Source organism: Actinomyces sp. 432, assembly GCF_009930875.1.
In the GTDB taxonomy this organism is placed as follows: Bacteria; Actinomycetota; Actinomycetes; order Actinomycetales; family Actinomycetaceae; genus Actinomyces.
Map to the genome: position 1 here is coordinate 886,518 of NZ_CP025249.1, position 21,239 is coordinate 907,756.

21 protein-coding genes, 2 tRNA genes and 1 pseudogene are annotated in these 21,239 nt (G+C 68.4%); 13 read left to right on the top strand and 11 right to left on the bottom strand.

The window, feature by feature from the left end; genetic code table 11:
* Positions 1–61 precede the first annotated feature (61 nt).
* A pseudogene (locus tag CWT12_RS03620) lies at positions 62–2,187 on the bottom strand (M13 family metallopeptidase).
* Between the two features lie 86 nt (positions 2,188–2,273).
* On the opposite strand from CWT12_RS03620, the gene CWT12_RS03625 reads away from it, so the two are divergent.
* Positions 2,274–2,738, top strand: a complete 465-nt coding sequence (locus CWT12_RS03625; RefSeq protein ID WP_161923747.1) for a ribose-5-phosphate isomerase — start codon at positions 2,274–2,276, stop codon at positions 2,736–2,738.
* A 72-nt stretch (positions 2,739–2,810) separates the two neighbouring features.
* The gene (locus tag CWT12_RS03630; protein ID WP_161923748.1) at positions 2,811–3,785 is read left to right on the top strand and encodes an Fpg/Nei family DNA glycosylase; all 975 of its coding nucleotides are present in this window, start codon (positions 2,811–2,813) and stop codon (positions 3,783–3,785) included.
* Between the two features lie 217 nt (positions 3,786–4,002).
* Here CWT12_RS03630 and cysE read toward each other — a convergent pair whose 3' ends face one another.
* The 3 genes from cysE to CWT12_RS03645 form a co-directional block, all read right to left on the bottom strand.
* Positions 4,003–4,578: a serine O-acetyltransferase gene (cysE, locus tag CWT12_RS03635; RefSeq protein ID WP_161923749.1), complete on the bottom strand. Its 576-nt coding sequence runs from the start codon at positions 4,576–4,578 to the stop codon at positions 4,003–4,005.
* Positions 4,579–4,940: 362 nt separating this feature from the next.
* Complete coding sequence (gene cysK / locus CWT12_RS03640) at positions 4,941–5,870, bottom strand: cysteine synthase A (RefSeq protein WP_161923750.1); 930 nt, start codon at positions 5,868–5,870, stop codon at positions 4,941–4,943.
* Between the two features lie 455 nt (positions 5,871–6,325).
* The gene (locus CWT12_RS03645; RefSeq protein ID WP_161925270.1) at positions 6,326–6,982 is read right to left on the bottom strand and encodes an IMPACT family protein; all 657 of its coding nucleotides are present in this window, start codon (positions 6,980–6,982) and stop codon (positions 6,326–6,328) included.
* A gap of 237 nt (positions 6,983–7,219) precedes the next feature.
* Here CWT12_RS03645 and rpmF point away from each other — a divergent pair, with 237 nt between their 5' ends.
* The 4 genes from rpmF (at position 7,220) to CWT12_RS03665 (ending at position 8,726) form a co-directional block, all read left to right on the top strand.
* A complete protein-coding gene (gene rpmF / locus CWT12_RS03650; RefSeq protein ID WP_092535029.1) occupies positions 7,220–7,384 on the top strand; it encodes a 50S ribosomal protein L32 in 165 nt (54 codons plus the stop codon).
* Positions 7,385–7,458: 74 nt separating this feature from the next.
* Positions 7,459–7,529: transfer RNA gene (locus CWT12_RS03655), tRNA-Gly, on the top strand.
* A 51-nt stretch (positions 7,530–7,580) separates the two neighbouring features.
* Positions 7,581–7,654, top strand: a tRNA-Pro gene (locus CWT12_RS03660).
* A gap of 319 nt (positions 7,655–7,973) precedes the next feature.
* Positions 7,974–8,726 (top strand): hypothetical protein, encoded by a 753-nt coding sequence (locus CWT12_RS03665; protein ID WP_161923751.1) that lies wholly within the window; start codon positions 7,974–7,976, stop codon positions 8,724–8,726.
* Positions 8,727–9,045: 319 nt separating this feature from the next.
* On the opposite strand, the gene mmuM is transcribed toward CWT12_RS03665, so the two are convergent.
* Positions 9,046–9,999, bottom strand: a complete 954-nt coding sequence (gene mmuM, locus CWT12_RS03670; protein WP_161923752.1) for a homocysteine S-methyltransferase — start codon at positions 9,997–9,999, stop codon at positions 9,046–9,048.
* Between the two features lie 106 nt (positions 10,000–10,105).
* Between mmuM and CWT12_RS14310 the strand changes: the two genes are divergently transcribed.
* The 4 genes from CWT12_RS14310 to tig all read left to right on the top strand — a co-directional run bounded on the left by CWT12_RS14310 (position 10,106) and on the right by tig (position 13,585).
* Entirely contained in the window at positions 10,106–10,858 is a 753-nt protein-coding gene (locus CWT12_RS14310; protein ID WP_272927764.1) for an amino acid permease, read from the top strand.
* Positions 10,859–10,863: 5 nt separating this feature from the next.
* The gene (locus tag CWT12_RS14315; RefSeq protein ID WP_272927765.1) at positions 10,864–11,622 is read left to right on the top strand and encodes an amino acid permease; all 759 of its coding nucleotides are present in this window, start codon (positions 10,864–10,866) and stop codon (positions 11,620–11,622) included.
* 45 nt (positions 11,623–11,667) lie between these two features.
* A complete protein-coding gene (locus tag CWT12_RS03680; RefSeq protein ID WP_161923753.1) occupies positions 11,668–11,997 on the top strand; it encodes an FMN-dependent dehydrogenase in 330 nt (109 codons plus the stop codon).
* A gap of 157 nt (positions 11,998–12,154) precedes the next feature.
* On the top strand, positions 12,155–13,585 hold the full coding sequence (gene tig, locus CWT12_RS03685; protein WP_161923754.1) for a trigger factor: 1,431 nt from the start codon (positions 12,155–12,157) through the stop codon (positions 13,583–13,585).
* Between the two features lie 184 nt (positions 13,586–13,769).
* Here the strand turns inward: tig and CWT12_RS03690 are convergent, their stop codons facing one another.
* A complete protein-coding gene (locus CWT12_RS03690; RefSeq protein ID WP_161923755.1) occupies positions 13,770–14,123 on the bottom strand; it encodes a cupin domain-containing protein in 354 nt (117 codons plus the stop codon).
* 294 nt (positions 14,124–14,417) lie between these two features.
* Between CWT12_RS03690 and CWT12_RS03695 the strand changes: the two genes are divergently transcribed.
* Both CWT12_RS03695 and CWT12_RS03700 read left to right on the top strand, forming a co-directional pair.
* Positions 14,418–15,056, top strand: coding sequence for an ATP-dependent Clp protease proteolytic subunit (locus CWT12_RS03695; protein ID WP_161923756.1), 639 nt, complete (start codon positions 14,418–14,420; stop codon positions 15,054–15,056).
* 1 nt (position 15,057) lies between these two features.
* On the top strand, positions 15,058–15,753 hold the full coding sequence (locus tag CWT12_RS03700) for an ATP-dependent Clp protease proteolytic subunit (protein WP_108966449.1): 696 nt from the start codon (positions 15,058–15,060) through the stop codon (positions 15,751–15,753).
* A gap of 163 nt (positions 15,754–15,916) precedes the next feature.
* On the opposite strand, the gene CWT12_RS03705 is transcribed toward CWT12_RS03700, so the two are convergent.
* Entirely contained in the window at positions 15,917–16,171 is a 255-nt protein-coding gene (locus tag CWT12_RS03705) for a CoA biosynthesis protein CoaBC (protein ID WP_237564297.1), read from the bottom strand.
* Between the two features lie 160 nt (positions 16,172–16,331).
* Between CWT12_RS03705 and CWT12_RS03710 the strand changes: the two genes are divergently transcribed.
* Positions 16,332–16,814, top strand: coding sequence for a DUF523 domain-containing protein (locus CWT12_RS03710; protein WP_237564298.1), 483 nt, complete (start codon positions 16,332–16,334; stop codon positions 16,812–16,814).
* Positions 16,815–17,055: 241 nt separating this feature from the next.
* Here the strand turns inward: CWT12_RS03710 and CWT12_RS03715 are convergent, their stop codons facing one another.
* From CWT12_RS03715 to CWT12_RS03730, 4 genes are all read right to left on the bottom strand, one after another.
* Positions 17,056–18,018 (bottom strand): ImmA/IrrE family metallo-endopeptidase, encoded by a 963-nt coding sequence (locus tag CWT12_RS03715; protein ID WP_161923758.1) that lies wholly within the window; start codon positions 18,016–18,018, stop codon positions 17,056–17,058.
* Between the two features lie 114 nt (positions 18,019–18,132).
* Positions 18,133–18,840, bottom strand: a complete 708-nt coding sequence (locus tag CWT12_RS03720) for a hypothetical protein (protein ID WP_161923759.1) — start codon at positions 18,838–18,840, stop codon at positions 18,133–18,135.
* Positions 18,841–19,071: 231 nt separating this feature from the next.
* Positions 19,072–19,683 (bottom strand): class I SAM-dependent methyltransferase, encoded by a 612-nt coding sequence (locus CWT12_RS03725; protein ID WP_161923760.1) that lies wholly within the window; start codon positions 19,681–19,683, stop codon positions 19,072–19,074.
* A 55-nt stretch (positions 19,684–19,738) separates the two neighbouring features.
* Entirely contained in the window at positions 19,739–21,211 is a 1,473-nt protein-coding gene (locus CWT12_RS03730; RefSeq protein ID WP_337247903.1) for an MFS transporter, read from the bottom strand.
* Between the last annotated feature and the right edge of the window lie 28 nt (positions 21,212–21,239).

The window sequence follows — 21,239 nt, forward strand, 5'->3', positions numbered from 1 at the left end:
GTCTGGCCCTTTGTGCGGGGGCCTCCGGCCGCGCCGGACGTCGGCCCCCGCCGGCCGCACCTCACCAGATGCTCACGCGCTCCTGAGGCGGGAGCCATAGCGCGTCGCCCTCGGTGACGTTGAAGGACTCGTAGAAGGCGTCCACGTTGCGTACGATCCCGTTGCAGCGGAACTCCGCGGGGGAGTGGGGGTCGATCGTCAGTAGCAGCTCGGCGTAGTCGTCCCTGCTCTTGCTCCGCCAGATGCGCGCCCAGGAGTAGAAGAAGCGCTCCAGGCCGGTCAGCCCGTCGATGACCGGCGCCTGCTGCACGGAGCCGATACCGGCGTCGGCCAGGGCCAGGGCGTAGGCCTTCAGGGCGATGCCCAGGCCGCCGAGGTCGCCGATATTCTCACCGATCGTGAGCTCCCCGTTGACGTGCGGGGCCTCATCGACGCCCTTGCCGTCCGCCTGCGCACGTTCCACCAGCGCCCTCGGCCGGTAGGCGTCGTACTGTGCGATCAATGCATGGGTGCGTGCCTCGAATGCCTCCCGGTCCGCCTCGGTCCACCAGTTGGTCACCTTGCCGTGTCCATCGAAGGTGGAGCCCTGGTCGTCGAACCCGTGGCCGATCTCGTGGCCGATCACAGCGCCGATGCCGGCGTAGTTGACGGCGTCATCGGCCTCGGGGTCGAAGAAGGGGGGCTGCAGGATCGCGGCGGGGAAGACGATCTCATTCATCGTCGGGTTGTAGTAGGCGTTGACCGTCTGCGGCGTCATGTGCCACTCCTCCCGGTCCACCGGACCGCCCAGCTTGCGCAGGTCCCGGGCCAGCTCGAAAGCCTCAACCGAGCGCACCGAGCCGACTACGTCACCGGGCGTGACCACCACGGCGCTGTAGTCCCGCCACGTGCGCGGGTAGCCGATCTTCGGGGTGAATAGGGTAAGCTTCTCCAGGGCGCGCTCGCGGGTGGCCGGGCTCATCCAATCCAGGGTGGAGATCGACTGCCGGTAGGCCTCGATCAGTCGGCCGACCAGGTGCTCCATGTGCTCCTTGTGGGCGGGCGGGAAGTGTCGTGCCACGTACCGCTCGCCCAGCGCCTCGCCCAGCGTCCCCTCAATCAGGCCCACGCCGCGCTTCCAGCGGGCCCGCAGCTCGTCCACACCCTGAAGAGTGTGGGAGTAGAAGTCGAAGTTCTCCTCTACGAAGCCCCGTGAGAGCAGCGGCGCCCGGCCGTGAACCACGTGCCACGCCGCCCACGCCCGCAGGTCGCCCAGGGGGTTTGCCGCCATACCTGGGCCAGGTGCGGCAGATAGTCGGGCTGCTCAACGATCACCTCATTCAGCAGCGTGCCCGGCTGCGCCTGAACAGCCGCTGCGGCAGCGTCCACGCCCGCGCGCCAGGCTGACCAGGGGAAGTCGGGAGCGGAGTCCACCAGGTCTGCCCAGGTGGTTGGGTTGTTGATCTTCTCAATGTCGCGGCAGGCTACTCGGTCCCAGTGCCCCTCGGCCAGCGCGGTCTCCACCGCCATGATCCGCTCGGCGAGTGTGTCCGCGGCGGCCCCCAGGCGCTCCGGCAGACCTGCCAGCTCCAGCATGCGCGCTACGTGGGCGACATAGGCCTCCCGGATCTCGGCCTGGTCCTCGTCCCGGTAGTAGGACTCGTCCGGCAGCCCCAGGCCCGACTGCTCCATCCAGGTGGTGTAGCGGTCCGGATCGTTCAGGTCCACCTCGACGCCGATGGCCGCAGCACCGGTGAACCCCGCCGCCAGGCGCGCGCCCAGGCTGCGGGCGAGAGCCTCCTTGTCCGTCGCGTTCAGGACCGGCTCAAGCTCGGGGCTCAGCGGGGCGGCCCCGAGGGACTCGATGTGCTCCTCGTCCAGGAAGGAGGCGTATAGGACGCCGATTTTCTCAGCGGACGTGGAGGGCACGTCTGTGCGCGGGGCGGCGGCCAGCTCCTCCAGGATGTCCCGGCAGGCGGCCTCGGCGGCGTCACGCAGCACCAGGAATGAGCCGGTGGCGGGGCGGTCGGCGGGAATGGTCGTCGTAGCCAGCCAGTTCCCGTTGACATGGCGGAACAGATCATCCTGGGGGCGCACGGAGGCGTTGGCGGCGGCGGTCTCATAGACGCCCGCCAGCACTGTGGCATCCGCTGGGGCGGTCGCCCCACGGGAGTCGGTGCTGACGGCGGAGTGGCTCGGATCGGTCATGGCGCAACGCTAGCCCGCGCCTGCACATGCGCCCGCATGCGCCGGCCAGGGCCGCAAGATATGTTCGCGTGAGGCACAATTCATCCATGCGCATTCACATCGGTACCGACCACGCCGGATTCGAACTCAAAGGCATTCTCGTCTCCCACTGGCAGCAGGCCGGGCACGAGGTCGTCGACCACGGGTGCTACGTCTACGACCGCCTTGACGACTACCCGGAGTTCTGTATCGCCTGTGCCGAGGCGGTGGCGGCCGAGCCGGGCAGCCTGGGTGTGGTCCTCGGCGGTTCCGGCAACGGCGAGCAGATGGCCGCCAACCTGGTGGCGGGTGTGCGCGCGGCACTGGTCTGGAGCGAGGAGACCGCCCGGCTGGCCCGTAAGCACAATGACGCCAACATTGCCGGCCTGGGCGCCCGCATGCACACGAATGACGAGGCCGTCAGAATCCTGGACGCATTCATTGCCGAGCCGTTCAGCGGCGAGCAGCGCCACCAGAATCGGATTGATCAGATGGCCGCCTACGAGGAGCGCCGAGACCGCCGGTCGGCCTGATGCGCGTCGCGCTCCGCGCGCCTTGGCGGGCGGGTTGCGGGAACGGCGCAGCTATCGTGTAGCGTCCCCGGCATGCCCGAAGGTCACACCGTCCACCGACTTGCAGATGCGCTGGCGGAGCTTTACGGCGGTCAACGGCTGACCGTCTCCTCTCCGCAAGGACGCTTCGCCGATGGCGCCTCCCGGCTGGACGGGCAGGTCCTCCTGGACGGGCAGGCCTATGGCAAGCACCTGTTCCTCCCATTCGCCCCTGAGGCCGGCACTCCCACCGATTCCCTGGATGTGACCTGGCTGCGCATCCACCTGGGCCTGTACGGCTCATGGACCTTCGACGGCGACAGCGCCTTCACGGCGCCGCACTCCATCGGTGCCCCTCGGCGGAAGGTGGGGGAGCGGGGCGAGCATGCGCTGTCGCGCGGTGGCGGCTCGGCTCTGTCCGGCATCAGTGGCCAGGATCCCGCCCCACCGGCTCCGGGTGAGTGGATGCCGCCGGCGCCCCGGGGCGCCGTGCGCCTGCGCCTGGCTGGGGACCACGGAGTAGCGGACCTGACTGGGCCGGCCGCCTGCGAGTTGCTGGACGCCGCGGGCGTTGCCGCGGTGCGGCGTCGCCTGGGCCCCGATCCGCTGCGCCCGGACGCCGATTCCGAGGAGTTCATTGCCGGGGTGCGCCGTCGTCGGAGGGCCGTGGGCGAACTGCTGATGGACCAGTCTGTGCTGGCGGGGGCGGGCAATATCTTCCGCGCCGAGACGCTGTTCCGGGTGGGGCTGTCACCGTTTAGGCCGGGAAATCGAGTCAGTGCCAAACGGCTGCGGGCGGTCTGGGATGACTTGGTTCCGCTAATGGAGTACGGGGTGGCTACCGGTTTCATCACCACGGTCGACGCGGAGGATGTGCCTGAGCCGCTGCCGGAGGGCGATGAGGAGGCCGGGCGCTGGTACGTCTACCACCGCACGGGCCGACCCTGCCTGCGCTGCGGCACGGTAATCGCTGAGCGTGAAGTGGCTGGCAGGCGCCTGTTCTGGTGCCCGTCCTGCCAGGCGCGCTGAGAGGGGAGCCTCACGGCGGCCAGGGGCTGAGGAACGGCCGCGCGTCCAGCCCCGATCCCAGTCGTGTGGCGCCGGACGCGAGCCTGCTGGTGCTTATGCGCCTGCGCGGCGTCGCTCCGGAAGCCGCTGGACGCGGCTGGGTGCAAACGGGTGCTGGACACGACCGGATGCCCTGGGAGCCGCCCGGAGTGGCAGATCTAGATGTAGCTGGATGTAGCTAGATGTAGATAGTCGGGTCGAGCATGAGCTCGGGGTCGGTGCGCGGGTCCCGGGCACGTGCGGGCACCCCCACGCCGACGTGATCGGCGGGCAGGTTCTTCACCAGCACGGCGTTGGCTCCGATCTTGGCTCCGTCCTCAACGGTCACCGGTCCCAGTACCTTGGCGCCCGCCCCGATCTGCACGTTGTTACCGATGGTGGGGTGGCGCTTGCCGGGGTTCATGGATACGCCGCCGAGCGTGACGCCGTGGAACATGAGCACGTCATTGCCTACCTCGGCGGTCTCCCCGATCACCACGCCCATGCCGTGGTCGATGAAGAAGCGCTCACCGATCTTGGCTGCGGGGTGGATCTCGATGCCGGTGGCCGCCCGAGCCACCTGCGACAGTGCGCGCGCCGCGAAGTAGTGGCCCCGTAGCCACAGGCTGTGAGCGGCACGATGCGCCCACAGGGCGTGGACACCCGGGTACAGCAGTGCGACTTCGAGGCTTGAGCGGGCGGCCGGGTCCCGGCGCCGGGCGGTCGCCAGATCCTCCTTGGCGAGATCAACGAACGACCGACTGGGCTTGTGCATGGTGCTCCTAGAACAACAACCTAGTGACAGGTGTGATGACCGACAGGGACATTTCTGGGATGCGGGCGCCGGAGACGCCGCGAACGGTGCCTGACCTGCGATGATCCGACCGGAGAACGTCGGTGGTGGCGTCCCTGTTCCCGGGATACCACCACCGACGCCATTCCGTGGCCGTTTCCGCTGCGGAACATGGCTGCGGCCGGGTGCCTGAGGTGGCGCGAGGATGCGCAGCAACGCAATCGGACACGGGTGCGGCTACATGCCCGACTATTCAGCTGACTGCTATTCCGGCCGCTTTTTCAACAGCAGGCTTGTGCTGTCCGGCCTGCGCCCCGGCTCAGGCACTGGTGCCGGTTAAGGGATTAGTTCAGGTACTCGGCGTACAGCGCGGTGGACAGGTAGCGCTCGCCGGTGTCCGGCAGCACGGTGACGATCGTCTTGCCCGCGAATTCCTCCCGCTGCGCGATCTGCGAGGCGGCGGCCAGCGCTGCCCCGGAGGAGATTCCCACCAGCAGGCCTTCTTCGGCGGCGGCGCGGCGGGCGTAGGTGAGCGCCGTGTCGGACTCGATGTGCAGCAGCTCGTCCCAGATGGACTGGTCCAGTACCTCGGGGATGACGTTGGGGCCAATGCCCTGGATCTTGTGGGGCGCGGCCTTGCCCTCGCTGAGCAGCGGGGACTCGGTGGGCTCAACGCCGAAGATCTTCACGCCGGGGATCTGCTCGCGCAGGATCTGTCCCACACCGGTGAGGGTGCCCCCGGTGCCGATGCCGGCCACGAAGGCGTCCACCTGCGAGCCGGTTGCCGCCAGGATCTCCTGGGCGGTGGTCTCACGGTGGATTCGTGGGTTGGCGGGGTTGGTGAACTGGGACGCCAGCACGGAGTTGGGGGTTACTGCCTGAATCTCCTCGGCTCGCTTGACCGCACCCGCGACCCCGCCCTCAGTGGTTAGCACCAGGTCGGCGCCGTAGGCGCGCATGATGGCGCGGCGCTCCTTGGACATGGTCTCCGGCATGGTGATCACTACCCGGTAGCCGAGGGCAGCACCCACCATGGCCAGGCCGACGCCGGTGTTGCCGGAGGTCGCCTCGATGATGGTGCCGCCCGGCTTCAGCTCGCCGGAGGCCTCGGCGGCCCTGACTATGGAAAGGGCGATACGGTCCTTGACGCTGCCGGCGGGCTCGAAGGCCTCGACCTTGGCCAGGACGGTGGCGGGTGCGCCGTCGGTGACGCGGTTGATGCGGACCAGGGGGGTAGAACCGACGAGCTCGGTGATGTTGGCGGCGTATGTCATTGCAGAATCCTTAAGTCGTATGGGGTGTGAGGAGCCGTTGCGTCGATTCGGCGCGGCGTACACGGTCAGACGTATACCGCCCGGGCCTGGGCGGCGGCTGAGCGGCTCCTGACGGGGGTTGAACTGGTGGAGGGGCACTGGCAGGAGGCCCCGAGCGCCGGGCATGCGCGCATCAGCGCGCGCACAATGTCATGGCCTGGCGCTCTACCGACACTGGCAGCAGCGAGGGGACATCACGCACATGACGTGGTTGGCCGTCATGGGGTCCTCCTCTTGCTGGTACTGCCGAAGCTTGCGGAATCGATCCGACGACGAGCGCTAACCCGATCCGCTGGCGACACAGTAGCGCCTGGGTCGGCGCGGCTGTCAACTCGATCGAATGGTGAAATGCGCTTCATTGCGCCTGCTTGTTCGTGCAGCGCGTGCCACGCGCGGTGCGGGGCCGGCAGGCGCGCTCAGGCCCCGGAAAGGGGCGTTTCAACCACGCGGCTGCCGGCCGGCTCGGCAGCCGCGGCCCCGCCGGTCAGTGCGGACAACTGCGCTGCGAGCGCGGTGGCGTCGGCAGTGGGGGTGGACAGGGTGAGGACTGCATGGGTGGCCTGCCACTGGGTGTCCTCCACCCCAATGCCCTGCGGCCCGCCCTGCCCGCGCAGTTGTGCCTCCAGGCGTCCGGCCTCTGCTACTGGCACGCGCACGTGCCAGAGGTGCCGGGTGTCCAAGCGGGTGCGGGAGACGGCGGCCAGGGCCTGTGCGGCGGCCTGCGAGTAGGCCCGGGCGAGGCCGCCCGTGCCCAGTAGTGTGCCCCCGAAGTAGCGGGTGACTACAACCGTGGTGTTGCTCAGGCCCGTGCCGCGCAGCACATCCAGCATCGGCTGCCCCGCCGTGCCGGAGGGCTCGCCGTCGTCGCTGGAGCGTTCAATCGGCTGCGCCCCGGGCACGCAGACGACGAAGGCGCTGCAGTGGTGGCGGGCGTCGGGGTAGCGGGAGCGGACGGAGGCGATGAAGGCACGGGCGGCCGCCTCGTCGTCGGTGCGGGCGGCGCGCCCTAGGAAGTGGGAGCGCTTGACCTCCAGGTCGATCTCCGGCTGCTCGCCGCGTGCCGGCGTGACAATGGCGGCGCCAGCGGCAGGGAGGGCGGTGGGGCGGTCATGGCTCTATGTATAGCCCGGGGGAGCTGCGAGCGCCGTGGAGCTGTGGCCACCGCCAGCTGGACGGGACTGATCTCACACGTCTTACGGCGCAGGCTGGCTGGAATGGACTCCGGTCGAGCCGCTAGGGTGACCCCTGGTCAACTATTCTTCGGGTTGCCCGTGAGCGGGCAGCCCCACGAGTTTGAGAGGAACGGGCGCATGGCAGTGCCGAAGCGGAAGATGTCCCGCAGCAACACCCGTAACCGTCGTTCGCAGTGGAAGGCCAAGCTGCCTGAGCTCCAGACGGTTCGTGTCGGCGGTCGTAAGATCGCGGTGCCCGGACGGCTGTCGAAGGCCTACCGGACCGGCCTCCTCGAGGACTGATAAGAGCAGTAAAGTCCTGACGTCCCGGCTATGTCGGTGACGATGCAGTAGCGGCGGGCCAGGGTCCGTCCCATGCGGGTGTAGCTCAATGGTAGAGCCTCTGCCTTCCAAGCAGATGGCGCGGGTTCGATTCCCGTCACCCGCTCGGTGAACGTGCGGCCGCCCCGGACTCCGGTGGCGGTCGCAGGCGTTTACGCGGGGTGTGGCGCAGCTTGGTAGCGCGCCTGCTTTGGGTGCAGGAGATCGTGGGTTCAAATCCCGCCACCCCGACGATAAGAAGGTCCATGAGCTTGCTCATGAGACCTTCGCAGAGGAGGGAGTAAGAGGCCGTCAGGCCGAATACCCCGACGACGAGGACGCCCGCGAGCTCGCTCGTGAGGCGTCCTCGCGTCTACGTCGCGTCTGCTACGAGCTCTTGTCTCCTAGTACGAGCTTTTGCACCCTGGTGTACGGGTATTTGCCGCGCACCAGGGTGCAAAGCGTCGTAGCAGGATGCAAAGCGTCGCACCAGGCACCGCGGGCGGCTGTCCGGCGCCGCGGCGGGTTCTCCAGGCTCTGCTTTGCCGGGTGATCGCATACAGTCGTCACCGTGTTGTCGGGCCTGTTGATCGTTGTCGGCGTCGCGGCTGCCTTCGCCTGCATTGAACTGCTGCAGAGTAGACGACGCGCGATGGGCGTGGCGCTGTCCGGCGTGCCGCTGATCGCCGGCTTCACCTGTGGGGTGCTGAACCGGCACAACCCCGCCGCGCTGCCGATCGGTGTGCTGGTGGGTGCCCTGGGCAGCTTCGATGCACTCGCAATGGGTGTACTGCGCGGCGACAAGCGCCACGGCACGGGGCTGCACCGGCTTCGCCGGGCGGGCGCCGGGGCTGCGCTGATCTACGTCGGGGTTGCAGTGGTCTACGTAGCGATCGTGGTGGCGACCTATGCAACGTCGTCTGACGCATTGCGGGACGAACAGGGCGAGCCGCTGTTCATCATTGGGAAGCCGGTCAGCCTCGTAGCGGTCGCGCTGATGTTCGCCTGCATACTGTCGTCGGCTGACGCCTTTGACAAGGGGCATACGCGCGCCTGCATCGGGTGGAGCGCATTCCTGCTGCCGCTGGGCTGCGTGCTCGTCCTGCCCGCTGGAATCGGCTCCCTGGTCCCTCCCGTGGGACTTTTCATTGGTGCCGGCTCCGCCATGTTTGCGCTCCTGGCTGGGCTACTCCCGCCCCCGGGGCAGACCACGTCCAACATTCACCACCTGCGCAAGGCGCACGTGCTGGCCTTCCTGGGATACCTCGGCACCATCGCGCTGTGTGCGGTGTACGTAATCGTCTGGCGGCAGCTAGCTCGGTAGTGGCGTCATGGTCCTCGCGTTGAGGCGCCTCGGCTGTCTGCTACGAGCTTTCGTCTCTTAGTACGAACTTTTGCACCCTGGTGTACGGGTATTTGCCGCACACCAGGGTGCAAAGCGTCGTAGCAGGGTGCAAAGCGTCGCAACAGGCACCGCGGGCACGGGTCACGGGTGCGGCAGTGGTAATCGTCGCCGTGCAAAGGTGTCGCACCAGGCACCGCGGGTACGGGGCAGGGGATCACGTTGCCGACCGGGGTTGCCGTGGTCTTCGGGCCGCGTCCCCCGGACCTCGGAGCGCGCTTCCCCCGACGTTCTCAGGCTTCTACGCCGTCGGCTCTCCCACCGCGGCCGCCAGCGCCCGGATCTGGGCCGGGGTGGTGCGGCAGCAGCCGCCGACGGCACGGGCTCCCAGAGCCTCCCAGGCAGGCAGTTTGCTGGCCAGCAGGTCGTCTCCGTGTCCCGTGCCGCCGCTGCCGGTGGACCATGTCTTGGCCTCGGCGTCATACTCCTCACCCGAGTTCGGGTAGACGACCAGCGGCACACTGCTGAGGCCGCCGAGCAGGCTCAGCGCCGTCGTCGCAGTCTCCGGGCGAGTGCAGTTGACCCCCAGCAGCCGTAGTTGCGGGGTTTCCCGCGCCCAGGCCGCCACGTCCTCCAGTGGCGTGCCGTCGCGCAGGGCTGCGCCGTCGTCGCGCACCGACAGCGACAGCCACGCGGGCACGCCCGGAGCCACTTCGGGCAGCAGCCCCAGCAGCGCGCGGATCTCCGGTCCCTGCGGCATTGTCTCCAGGGCCAGCACGTCCACGCCCGCCTGAGTCAGCAGCCGCAGCCGCGGGCGGTGGAAGGCGCGAAAGTCCTCATCCGTGCGCGTGTAGGCGCCGGTGTACTCGCTGCCGTCGGCCAGATAGGCGCCGTAGGGCCCCACCGAACCCGCCACCAGGCCGTGGCGCCCGGTGGTCGCCGCGTGCTCGTCGCGGGCTCGGCGTGCCAGCCGCACCGCCTGGCGCACCATGCCCTCGGCCTCGTCCTCGCTCAGGCCCGCGCGCCGGTAGGCGTCCAGATTCGCCTGGTAGGTGTTGGTCGTGGCCACGTCGGCGCCGGCGGCGAAGTAGGCACGGTGCACGTCCAGGACCGCGTCGGGTGCGTCGCGCATGGCCAGCGCGGACCACAACGGCCCGGAGGTGTCCACGCCCCGCTTCTCCAGCTCGGTGGCCATCGCGCCGTCAAGGACGATCGTCCCCCGCCTGGCCAGTAGTCTCGTTAGTGCGTCGCTCATATCGATTCCCTCCCGACCCTGTTCGCGGCCGCCGCACGCCGACGGCATACCCACCCTAGCCGGGAAGACCAGACGCACCTGCCCGGACCTCTCTCAGGAAGCCCCCATGGCACTCGAACCCGACACCGTCGCCGATCCTCCCGGACCGGCAGCCTCATCCCCACCGCCGCCTTCATCACCAATACCCCCGCCATCGCAGTCCGCGGCCTGGACGCCGCCCGAGGCGCCGCCGACCGACGCTGAGTCGGCACGCAACCACGACCGCCTGCAGCGCAAGATGAGCTCGCGCCACCTGACGATGATCTCCTTCGGCGGGGTCATCGGCACCGGCCTTTTCGTCTCCTCCGGCTACACCATCAGCCAGGCCGGCCCGCTGGGAACCGTGATCGCCTACGCCGTCGGCGCGCTGCTGGTCTACCTGGTCATGCTGTGCCTGGGTGAGCTGAGCGTGGCCATGCCCTGGACCGGCGCCTTCCACGTGTACGCCAAGGAGCTGATCGGTCCCGGCACCGGGTTCGTGGTGGCGGTGCTGTACTGGCTGACCTGGACCATCGCGCTGGGCTCGGAGTTCACCGCAGCCGGCGCCATCATGCGCCACTGGTTCCCCGCCACGCCGGTGTGGATGTGGTCGGCGATCTTCATCGTGGTGGTCTTCGCCACCAACGTGTTCTCGGTGCGGGTATTCGCCGAGGCCGAGTCCTGGCTGGCGGGGGTGAAGGTCTTCGCCATTATTGCCTTCATCGTGCTCGGCGGCTTGGCGATCATCGGCATCATCCCCATGTCCGATGGCTCCTCCTCTCCGGGCCGAGCAACTTCATCCGCGACGGCGCCTTCCCCAACGGCTTCGGGGCGGTGCTAACCACCATGCTGACGGTCAACTTCGCCTTCTCCGGCACCGAGCTGATTGGTGTAGCCGCGGGGGAGACCGCTGACCCCGGCCGCAACATCCCCCGCGCCATCCGCACCACCCTGGTGCGCTTGACCGTGTTCTTCATCGGCTCGATCGTGGTCATGGCCGCCTTCATTCCCTGGCGGGACGCTGGTGTGGACAACTCGCCCTTCGTCACGGTGCTGGACATGATCGGCGTGCCCCACGCGGGCGACATCATGAACATCGTGATCGTCACCGCGATCCTGTCCGCCGCAAACTCCGGTTTGTTCGCCTCCACCCGCATGCTGTGGTCGCTGGCCAACGAGGGGACCGTGCCGGAGATCGTCGCCCGTACCAACATGCGGGGCGTGCCCGTGGTGGCGCTGGCTCTGTCCATGTTGGGCGGACTGCTGGCACTGCTCAGCTCCGTGGTGGCCGCCGACACCGTCTACCTGGTGCTGGTGTCCATTTCCGGGCTCGCGGTAGTGATTGTGTGGATGGCGATCGCTGCCTGCCAGTTCGTCTTCCGACGCCGCTGGATCGACGCCGGGCACAGCCCCGCCGAGCTCGGCTACCGCACCCCCGGCTACCCGTGGGTGCCGCTGGCGGCCTTCATCGGCTCGGCCGCATCCTGCATCCTGATCGTCTTCGACCCCGGCCAGCGCTCCGCCCTGTACTGGACCGTGCCCTTCGTGGCCCTGTGCTACGCCGGGCACGCACTGGCACTGCGCCGCGGCTGGGTGAAGGCCTGACTCGGGCGCGCGCAACGGCGGCGGCCCGCGCCATAGGCTGACCGCATGCCCTCATATCGCACCATCCTCACGGTCACCAACCTGCTGCCCGGCCACGGTCCGCAGGAGGTGGAGTCCGCCGCCCGCGCTGCCGTGACCGCGTCGACCACGCTGGAGGCCTTCCAGGTCGACGTCGTGCGCGGCCAGCCGCGCGTCACGATCCGCTTCACCGGGGCCGACGACGCCGAGGCCCGCACGGTACATGAGCGCACGGTGGCAGGGGTGCGGGAGGTCGCCGTCGTCCCGGCCGGTGTGCTTGCCAAGGTGGTAGGCGGGCGTAGCGTGCCTGTCGTCCAGGGGCGTGAGGTGCGGTGGCACGGCCAGCGCCCGGCGTGAATGTGAGCAGTTCCCGCCTGCTGTGGGTGGGCTCATTTGTCACCTGGCCGCGGCCGTGCCCTAGGATGGCCCGGAATTGACGCCGCACCAGGGCGTCCGCAGGGACCCTTCCGGTCCCGCGCCACCAGCCGCATCCAAGCATTCGGAGTAGAACCCCGTGAAAAGTACCGTCGAGAACCTTGACCCCGCGCGCATCAAGCTGACCGTGGAGGTCCCCTACGAGGAGCTGGGGCCGAGCCTCGACGCCGCCTACAAGGAGATCGGCTCACAGGTTCAGATCCCGGGGTTCCGTCGCGGGCACGTCCCGCCGCGCATCATTGACCAGCGTGTGGGCCGCGCCTCCGTCATCCAGGAGGCCGTCAACAACAAGCTGCCCGACTTCTACCGGGACGCCATCAACGAGTCCGGACGCGTGCCCCTGAGCCAGCCGGACATTGAGGTCACCGAGCTCGTCAACGTGACCGGCCCCCAGGGAGGTCAGCTGGTCTTCACCGCCGAGGTCACCGTGCGCCCCGAGTTCGAGCTGCCCGAGCTGGGCGAGCTGGACGTGACCGTGGACGCCGTCGAGATCACCGACGCCGATGTGGACAGCGAGCTGGACAACCTGCGGGCTCGCTTCGGCTCGTTGAAGTCCGTCAAGCGTGCCGCCAAGACCGGCGACTTCGTCACCATTGACCTCAAGGCCGTCATCGACGGCGAGGAGGTCGACTCCGTGTCCGGCGTGTCCTACGAGATCGGTAAGGGCAACATGCTTGAGGGCCTGGATGACGCACTGACCGGCTTGAAGACCGACGGCTCCACCACCTTCACCACCAAGCTCGCAGGCGGTGAGCACGCGGGTGAGGAGGCTGAGGTGACCGTCACCGCGACCGCTGTCAAGGAGCGCGAGCTGCCGGAGGTGGACGACGAGTTCGCCCAGATGGCCTCCGAGTTCGACACCGTTGACGAGCTGCGCGAGGACCTGCGCCGTCAGGCGGCCGAGCGCAAGACCGGGGACCAGGCGATTGCCGCCCGCGATGCCCTGCTGGAGCGCCTGCGCGAGGCGGTCAGCTTCGAAGTGCCGGAGTCCGTGGTTGAGGATGAGATCAAGCAGCATCTCCAGGCCGAGGGCAAGCCCGAGGGCGATCCGCACGCCGACGAGATCCGCGACGACGTCACCTCCGGGGTGCGCGATCAGATCCTGCTGGACGTGCTGGCCGAGTCGCTGGACGTCTCTGTGACCCAGGACGAGCTGCTGGAGTTCCTCATGCAGACGGCTCAGCAGTACGGCATGGAGCCGGCGCAGTTCATGCAGGGCGCTCAGCAGGCCGGCCAGATTCCAGCCTTCGTTTCAGAGGTTGCCCGCAACAAGTCCCTGGCGATGGGGCTGCGTCAGGTGACGGTGAAGGACTCCAATGGCCAGACCGTGGACCTGACCGAGTTCATCGGCTCCGACGAGCTCGACGCCGAGGCCAATGCGGCCGCCGCAGCCGAGGCTGCTGCCGACCAGGCAGATGAGGCGGCGGACGAGGTCGTCGTTTCCCCTGCCGATGCGGACGAGTCCGCCGACTCCGGCTCCTCCGCGGAAAGCGCCGACGACGCCGAGTGACGTCTGCACATAACGCGTAGAGGGGGCCGCGCCTTAAGGCGCGGCCCCCTCGCATTACGGGTTCTTCGTGCTTGCGGGTGTGGTGGGGTGGCTGGTGCGCATGTCTGGAGTGCCGTGCGTGTGTGCCCGGGCGCCCTGGGTGCGAACCACTGCACCCGCAAACCCCAAGAGCCGGGTTGGGCGGTTAGTTCCTGCTGCTCCGATCATCGACCTCCACCATCACCAGCTGCATCCGGCAAGGGGTGACGGCGGTCAGGGCGTGGCGGTCGTTCGGGGCCAGGTAGATGACGTCGCCGGCCCGCATGCGCTCGGTGCGCCCGGCCACGGTGAAGTCCATCTCGCCCTCCAGCAGCGTGACCACCACCGCCTTGGTGGAGGCGTGCTCGGTGAGCAGCTGGCCGGCGTCGAAGGTGAAGATGACGGTGCGCAGGACGGCGTTGTTGACCACCACGCGGGAGGTGGTCGCTTCCTCGCTGACCGGCAGGGCCTCATTCAGGCCGAGGCGGAACAGGGACTCGGAGACGGGCGTGGTGGGCATGATGGTTTTCCTTCCTCGGCTTACACGTGCATGTTGGGACTCAACGCGCTCGCGGACGGGAGCATTTATCCCCGGTAGAGCCGTTTCAAATCCTGTAGCCGAGGCTACTCGCATCGGGGGCGGCTAGCCGGTGGCCTCGGGCACACCGCGGCTGGTCGGGTTCCGTCCGTGGCGGGGCGAAGTGGCGATCCGCGCCGTCGTTGTGTGGGCCGTAAGCGAAAAGCCTCCGATCCTGGGCATGCGCTGGGCGAGTGGCGGGTTAGCGTTGGCATCACCGAACACGGAAGGACTGACGTGAGCGAGCTCCACACGCCCCCGGCGGCCATCACTCCGGCCGCCGCCGACGGATCCGGTACGGGCCTGGGCCTGACCGACTCCATCTACAACCGCCTGCTCAAGGAACGCATCATCTGGCTCGGCTCTGAGGTGCGCGACGACAACGCCAACGCCATCTGCGCGCAGATGCTGCTGCTGGCCGCCGAGGACCCCGAGCGGGACATCTACCTCTACATCAATTCCCCGGGTGGCTCCGTGACTGCTGGCATGGCCATCTACGACACCATGCAGTACGTCCAGCCAGATGTCGTCACGGTCGCCACCGGCCTGGCCGCCTCTATGGGGCAGTTCCTGCTCTCCTCCGGTGCGCGGGGCAAGCGCTACATCACGCCGCACACCCGGGTGCTCATGCACCAGCCCTCCGGCGGTGCGGGCGGGTCGGCCACCGATATTCGCATCAACGCCGACCTGATCATCAAGATGAAGCAGGAGCTGTCCGAGATCACTGCCGCGAACACCGGACACACGGTTGAGGAGATCATCCGCGACTCCGACCGCGACCACTGGTTCTCCGCGCAGGAGGCCCTGGACTACGGCTTTGTTGACCACATCGTGAGCTCCAGCCGCGAGATCGGCACCCAGAACGGAGAGAACTGACATGACGAGCTCTCGCCCTTACTTCGACGCCGTTGCCAGGCAGGTCGAGGCTGCGGGCATTAACCCGCAGTCGCTGCCGCAGGCCCGCTACGTGCTGCCCCAGTTCGAGGAGCGCACCGCCTATGGCTTCAAGCGGCAGGACCCATACGCCAAGCTGTTCGAGGACCGGATCGTCTTCATGGGCGTGCAGGTCGACGACGCCTCCGCCGACGACATCATGGCCCAGCTGCTGGTCCTGGAGTCGCAGGACCCCGACGGCCTGATCACCATGTACATCAACAGCCCCGGCGGCTCCTTCACGGCGCTGACGGCAATTTACGACACCATGCAGTACATCAAGCCGCAGCTGCAGACCGTCTGCCTGGGGCAGGCCGCCTCCGCGGCCGCCGTGCTGCTGGCCGCGGGCTCGCCCGGCAAGCGCCTGGCGCTGCCCAACGCGCGCGTGCTCATCCACCAGCCCGCCATGGAGGGCGTGCAGGGCCAGGCCAGTGACATCGAGATCATTGCCAACGAGATCGATCGCATGCGCACGTGGCTGGAGGAGACCCTGGCGTCTCACACCGGTCAGCCGGTGGAGAAGGTACACGCCGATCTCGAGCGTGACACGATCCTGACGGCTGCGGCCGCCAAGGAGTACGGCATCGTCGACCAGGTGCTGACCTCCCGCAAGGCGCCCGCATCTCCGCACTCGGCGTAGGCGCGCGCCGGTCTTACCGGATCGGGTGAAATTCCGCAGGGCGGGGCGGTGCCGGTTCTCCGGCGCCGCCCCGCTTGCTTAATCGCCGAGACCGGCACTTGTAACGCACCGAGACCGGCTCAAGCGGGTCAGCGGCCATCGTGCCCGCCAAGGGTGCTAGGGCTTAATTATAGGTCGCCCCGGCGCGGGCGTATTCCGCTATGGCTGGTATCGCTGCCGGTACGACACGGAACCAGGCTGGCAGGCTCTCAACCGGAAGAGAGTGGTTGGCAACCGAACGTGAGCAAACCTCGAAGGTGCCGTCGGCGGCAGCGGCTCGCTCCATTGCGGAAGTCCAGTCGTTGGCGCCCTGAATCGCGTAAATCGCCGTTCCATTGACCATTACCGTGATGGCCTCAGCGAAGCCGAGTTCGGTCATATTGGCGAGGTTGCTTAGTGCGGCTGGCCAACGGTCGGCTTGAGAGACATGAAGAACAAAACGAGTCGTTACCACAATGATGATAGCCCGCCATCCGGCTTCCGCCTCGGGCCGTGGCGCGCTCGACGTCGAACTTCCACGGGCCACTAGGCTAGTCACCGTGAATTCTTCCGTTCAGGGCGGCCCGCTGCTCGTAAGCGCCTGTTTGGCCGGCTTCAAGTGCCGGTACGACGGCGGTGCGAAGCCCGATCGCGACATCGCTGGCCTGGCTGCCGAGGGACTCGCCCTGCCGCTGTGCGCCGAGCTGATGGGCGGTCTGCCCATCCCGCGGTCGCCTGCCGAGATCGTCGGCGGTGACGGTGAGGATGTCCTCGACGGGCACGCCCGGGTGATCACCCGCGACGGCGAGGACGTCACCGATGCATTCATTCAGGGTGCCAATGCGGCCGCCGCGGTAGCGGCACATATGGGATGTCCAGCTGCGGTGTTGCAGGAGCGCAGCCCCGCATGCGGCGTGCGCACCATCTACGACGGCACTCATAGCGGCGAGCTCAAGCAGGGCTGCGGAGTGCTGGCCGCCGCACTACGTCGTCGCGGGATCGCCGTCGTCCCCACGGGAACCGTGCGAGAGCGCGGCCGGTAGCCGTCGCTGGATTCCGGCCCACGAGCGTCGACGCCTTCGCCGATTGTCCCTGCGCCGGTAACCCAGCGTCCGCCTGACCGTGCGCCGAAACGAGGGCCGGCACGAGATGGCCTTCCCCGCCTGTGCGCTGCGCAGTCGACGGTGAGCGATGCATGCTCGCGGGCACGGCGGTCACCTTCCTGCGCGGGGAGGTCATGGGACTGTAGATGGGTTCCGCGTTTGGGTGCGGGCGGAACAGGGCTTAGGGTGCGACCGACAGCGCTTGTCCGAGGGTAAAGGCCGCGACATCGTCGGGGCGCTGGCCGATGGCGCGCGCCCAGGCAGTCGTCGTTATCCGAGACTGGCGCAGATGTTTCACCAGGGCGTCATGGATCCGTGAGCGCTCATAGGGGAGTGAGCTGCCGGGCTCACCGGTTTCAAAACCGCGGCGGGTGAGTTCGGCCATGAGTTGGCGGTGTCCCCAATCAGAAGCTCTTCCGACGTCGTGGACTGAGTGTGCCGCGGCGACGGCGGAAGTGCCGAAATGACGGGCGAGCGCAATAACTGCGTCCAGCGGTGGGGCGGAGGGCATCATAGCGCGTACGGAATCGGGCGGGAGCAAGAGCGTTGCTGCGAAGACGTTGGCCTCCCGTTCCAACTCCCGGTCTGTGGCGGCGTCGGTCTTTGTGCTGGAGTGCATCAGGAGATGTCCGAGCTCGTGGGCGAGATCAAAGCGGGACCGCTCCGGCGTCTTCCGGCGGGCGAGGAACACGTATGGGCGTGCATCTTGACCCCAGAAACTGAAGGCGTCGACGTCCTGCTCGGCCGCCGGGATCCCCAGCACCCGAATGCCATGGGACTCAACAAGCTGTACGAGGTTCGGCAGTGGGAAGTCGCCTAAGGCCCATTGTCGGCGCACCGCCTCAGCCGCCGCTTGAGGGGACAGGCTCGGATCGAGTTCCGGCAGCGCAAGCACAGGCAGGCCAAGTCGCCGGCTCATCTCGTTGAACATTTCCATTCCCAGAGCCCCGAGGGCGGTGGCCCGGTGTAGGAGAGCTGCGCTCGTACGGCGGCGCATTCTGAAGAATATCAGATCATCGGTCACCGCAGCGGCCGGATTAGTTTGGAAGAATGCCACGGGTTGTGCGGTGGCGGTTGAGAGCACGTCGGCCCTGGTCTCGGGCGCGCCGCTGTCTTCCCAGTTTGCGAGAGTACGAGTGGTCACGCCGACGGCGGTGGCCAGGTCTAGCCGGGACAATCCGCCGCGTTCGCGGGCGATTGTGACACGTGTGGGGTGGATGGACATGTCGTGATTGAGTCGATGCCACTGGGGTGGGCGTTACAGCGCCACCACGTCGAAGTCGACGTCGTCGGTGGGCCCTCGCTGTGGGATGGCCTCGAGACCGGCGGGCTCCAGTGGTGCTTCCGGCAGAATGATGCGGGTATGCCATTGCGTGATGATGCCGTCGTCGCATGCTATGGGAAGCGAGAGTTCGCAGCGAAGCACGTTCTCAGTGCGATCCCAGAAATACAACAGTATCCAGGTGTGTAGTGGAATACCCCGGGCCACGGCGGCATCAGCGGTTGTTACGCCTTCGGATAAGTCGAGGGCGGGCTGGTGGGCAAGCTGAATGTGCGAGAGGGCGGCATTGTCGTCAACTTCGTCGCGGAAGACAGTGCCCTTGCTTCTCGCGTTGGCGGGCCGTTTGTCCGGGTTTCCGGTGTTGGCGTTCCCTCCCATAGCGGCAATGGCGGTCAGATCCTTGTTAGGGCTAACCGAGCGGGGCGCATTGGCGCGGTCGTGGGCCCGCCAGCCGAGGCTGTCCAGATACTTACGTACAGCGCTGACGGTCTTCGCCCAGTGCTCAAAGCCGAAGGCAATAACCGGATCGAATGGCGTGTGTTGGTTGATGGTGGCCTGAAGACCCTCGTGACACGCCTCGGCCAGGAGGCCTGCATCGAGCCCCATGGTCGTTAGCTGTTGTGCGGCCGCCTGGCCCGTGAGGACCGCGCCGGGCGACGGTTGCAACGGGAATGACTCGGTCATGTCCGCCCCTCAGCCTCTCCGATGAGTGTTCAAAACCGGAAGTAACTATACCCCCGAGACGATGCGCGGCAACCCTGTCCGGCGATCACGAACACGGCTCCTACTGGCGCAATGTGGGAGTGAGGGAGCGGTGGGGCCTGATTAGCGGCCGGTCGCGGCGAGCGATTTCGACCGGTCTCGGTGTGTTACTAGTGCCGGTCTCGGCGAGGGGGCGGGGCAGGGGTGGTGGGGTCAGCGGGTTACGCGCAGGACGCGGTAGCCCTTCGAGGAGGCCTCGCGCTCGACCTTCCAGCCCTGGTCGCCCAGCCACTTGGCCAGCGAGTCCGCACCGAGGTTCTTCTGCACCACGAGCCAGGCCTCGCCGTCGTCCGCGAGCAGCCTCAGCCAGTCCGCCAGCAGTGCGTGCAGCGCGGGCTTGCCGATCCGCATTGGCGGGTTGGACCAGATCAGGTCCAACCGGGTGCCGGAGCTGCGCAGCTCCTCCAGCAGCGCGTCGGCGAGCACGGCCCGCACACGGCTGTGCCCGGCCTCGGCGGCGTTCCGGCCGGTGAGCTCCACAGCGCGCTCGTTGACATCCGTGGCCAGCACGGTGGCCTGCGGGGCGGCGTCGGCCAGGGCCAGGGTCAGTGGTCCCCAGCCGCAGCCCAGGTCCAGGAAGGTGCCCGTCTGCGGCGGCTGCGGCGCCTGCCGCAGCAGTACTCGCGTGCCCAGGTCCAGCCGGTCGGCGGAGAACACGCCGGACGCGGTGGTCACGTCGTGCTCGGTGCCGCGGATGACGAAGTGGTGCCGCCGCTCCTCGGCGGGGGAGTCGGGGGAGGCGGTGAAGTAGTGCTGCTCGCTCACCCGCCCGACACTACCGGGCCGGGCGCGAGTAGTCCTGGGCAGTTGCAGGCGCCGCTCAGGCCGCCCTGCGAGCGAGCAGCGGGGTGACAGCAAGCGCCACGGTGAGCGCCGCCGTGGTCGGCACCAGCAGGTCCGCCCGCACGCCCGCTGCCGACGGCGCTACGAAAGTGGTCGCCAGGGTTCCCAGGGTGGCTGCGCCGGCGGCATTCGCCACAGTCACGGAGGTGGCGATGCGTGCCTCGGAGATGCCGTCCGGCGCTCCGCCCAAGTCCTCTGGGGCGGTCACGCAGCGGATCATCGTGTCCTGATTCGTCAGCCCCATCCCGGTCCCGGCAGTGGCGAAGCCCACGTGCAGGCACCACCAGGGCGCAATGTCGGCGAAGGCGAGGGTCATGAGCGTCCCGCCGATAGCGAAGCACGCTGCCCCCATGCCGATCCGCATCCGGAAGCGGCGCGGGGCGCGGGCAGGGTGCGCCGCCGTCCAGATGGCGATTGACGACCAGGCCAGCCCCGCGCAGGTCAGGGCCCAGCCGACTGCATTCGGCCCCAGTCCGAGCACGTCGTGGGCGGCGGGTGAGACCAGGTAGTCCAGCGTGAAATAGGCGGCGCACAGCCAGGCGAGCATGGCCAGCGCCGCGGGCCGTCCCGGCGCCAGGCGCATGGTCCCGGCGGGGAACACCCGGGCGCAGGCCCACGTCACCGCCGCCAGTCCGGCCGCCCCGACGGGCACGAACCATGCCGACGCCGCCGGCACCGCACCGATCCCTGCCACCCCGACTGCCATTGCCAGCGCCGGCACCAGCGGGGGACGGGCCTCGTCGTCGTCCACATGCAGGCCCCGAATCGCACGGGCCATCACCAGCCTGGCCGCTACCAGGAGCGGCACGTAGGCGACCAGCGCCCACCGCCATCCCCAGGCCTCGGAGACCACAGCCGCATATCCCGGGCCGAGGACGGAGGACACGATCCAGGTGGCCGAGCCGGCTGCCAGGAACAGCCGCCGCCACGCCTCCGGCAGCCCCGCCACCAGCACGCCCATGCTCACCGTCGCGAGTGCCCCGGCGGCCAGACCTCGCAGCACCTCGCCGGCCACGTACACCCCCACGCCCGGGGCCAGCGCCCCGGTGACGGCCCCCGCCACCAGTACGGCGGTGAGCGTCGTCATCAGCCGGTCGGCCCGCCAGCGGGCCAGCATGGTGCCGCCCAGCGGCATGGTCAGGAAGGTCGGCACCATGGCGGCGGCCGTCACCAGCCCGTAGTGGGCGCGGGCGCCCAGGTCCGTGGCCACCAGCGGCAGCACCGTCTGGTTGATGTAGGTCTGCATGCCGGCCAGCAGCTCCACTACCAGCATCGCTGTGGCCAGGCGCCCCACCGGCGTGGACGCCAGGGCGCGCAGCGACGGCGGCGGGGGCGGCGGCGCCCCCGGGACCGCGGCGGAGCCTGCGAAGGAGGCGGAATCAGCCGCGGCGGGGCTGTCGGCCGAGGCGACGGCGTCGGCCTGCGGCATGTCGGACTCGCGGGAGCTCACCGCCCGAGCGTATCGGCGCGGCTGCGGC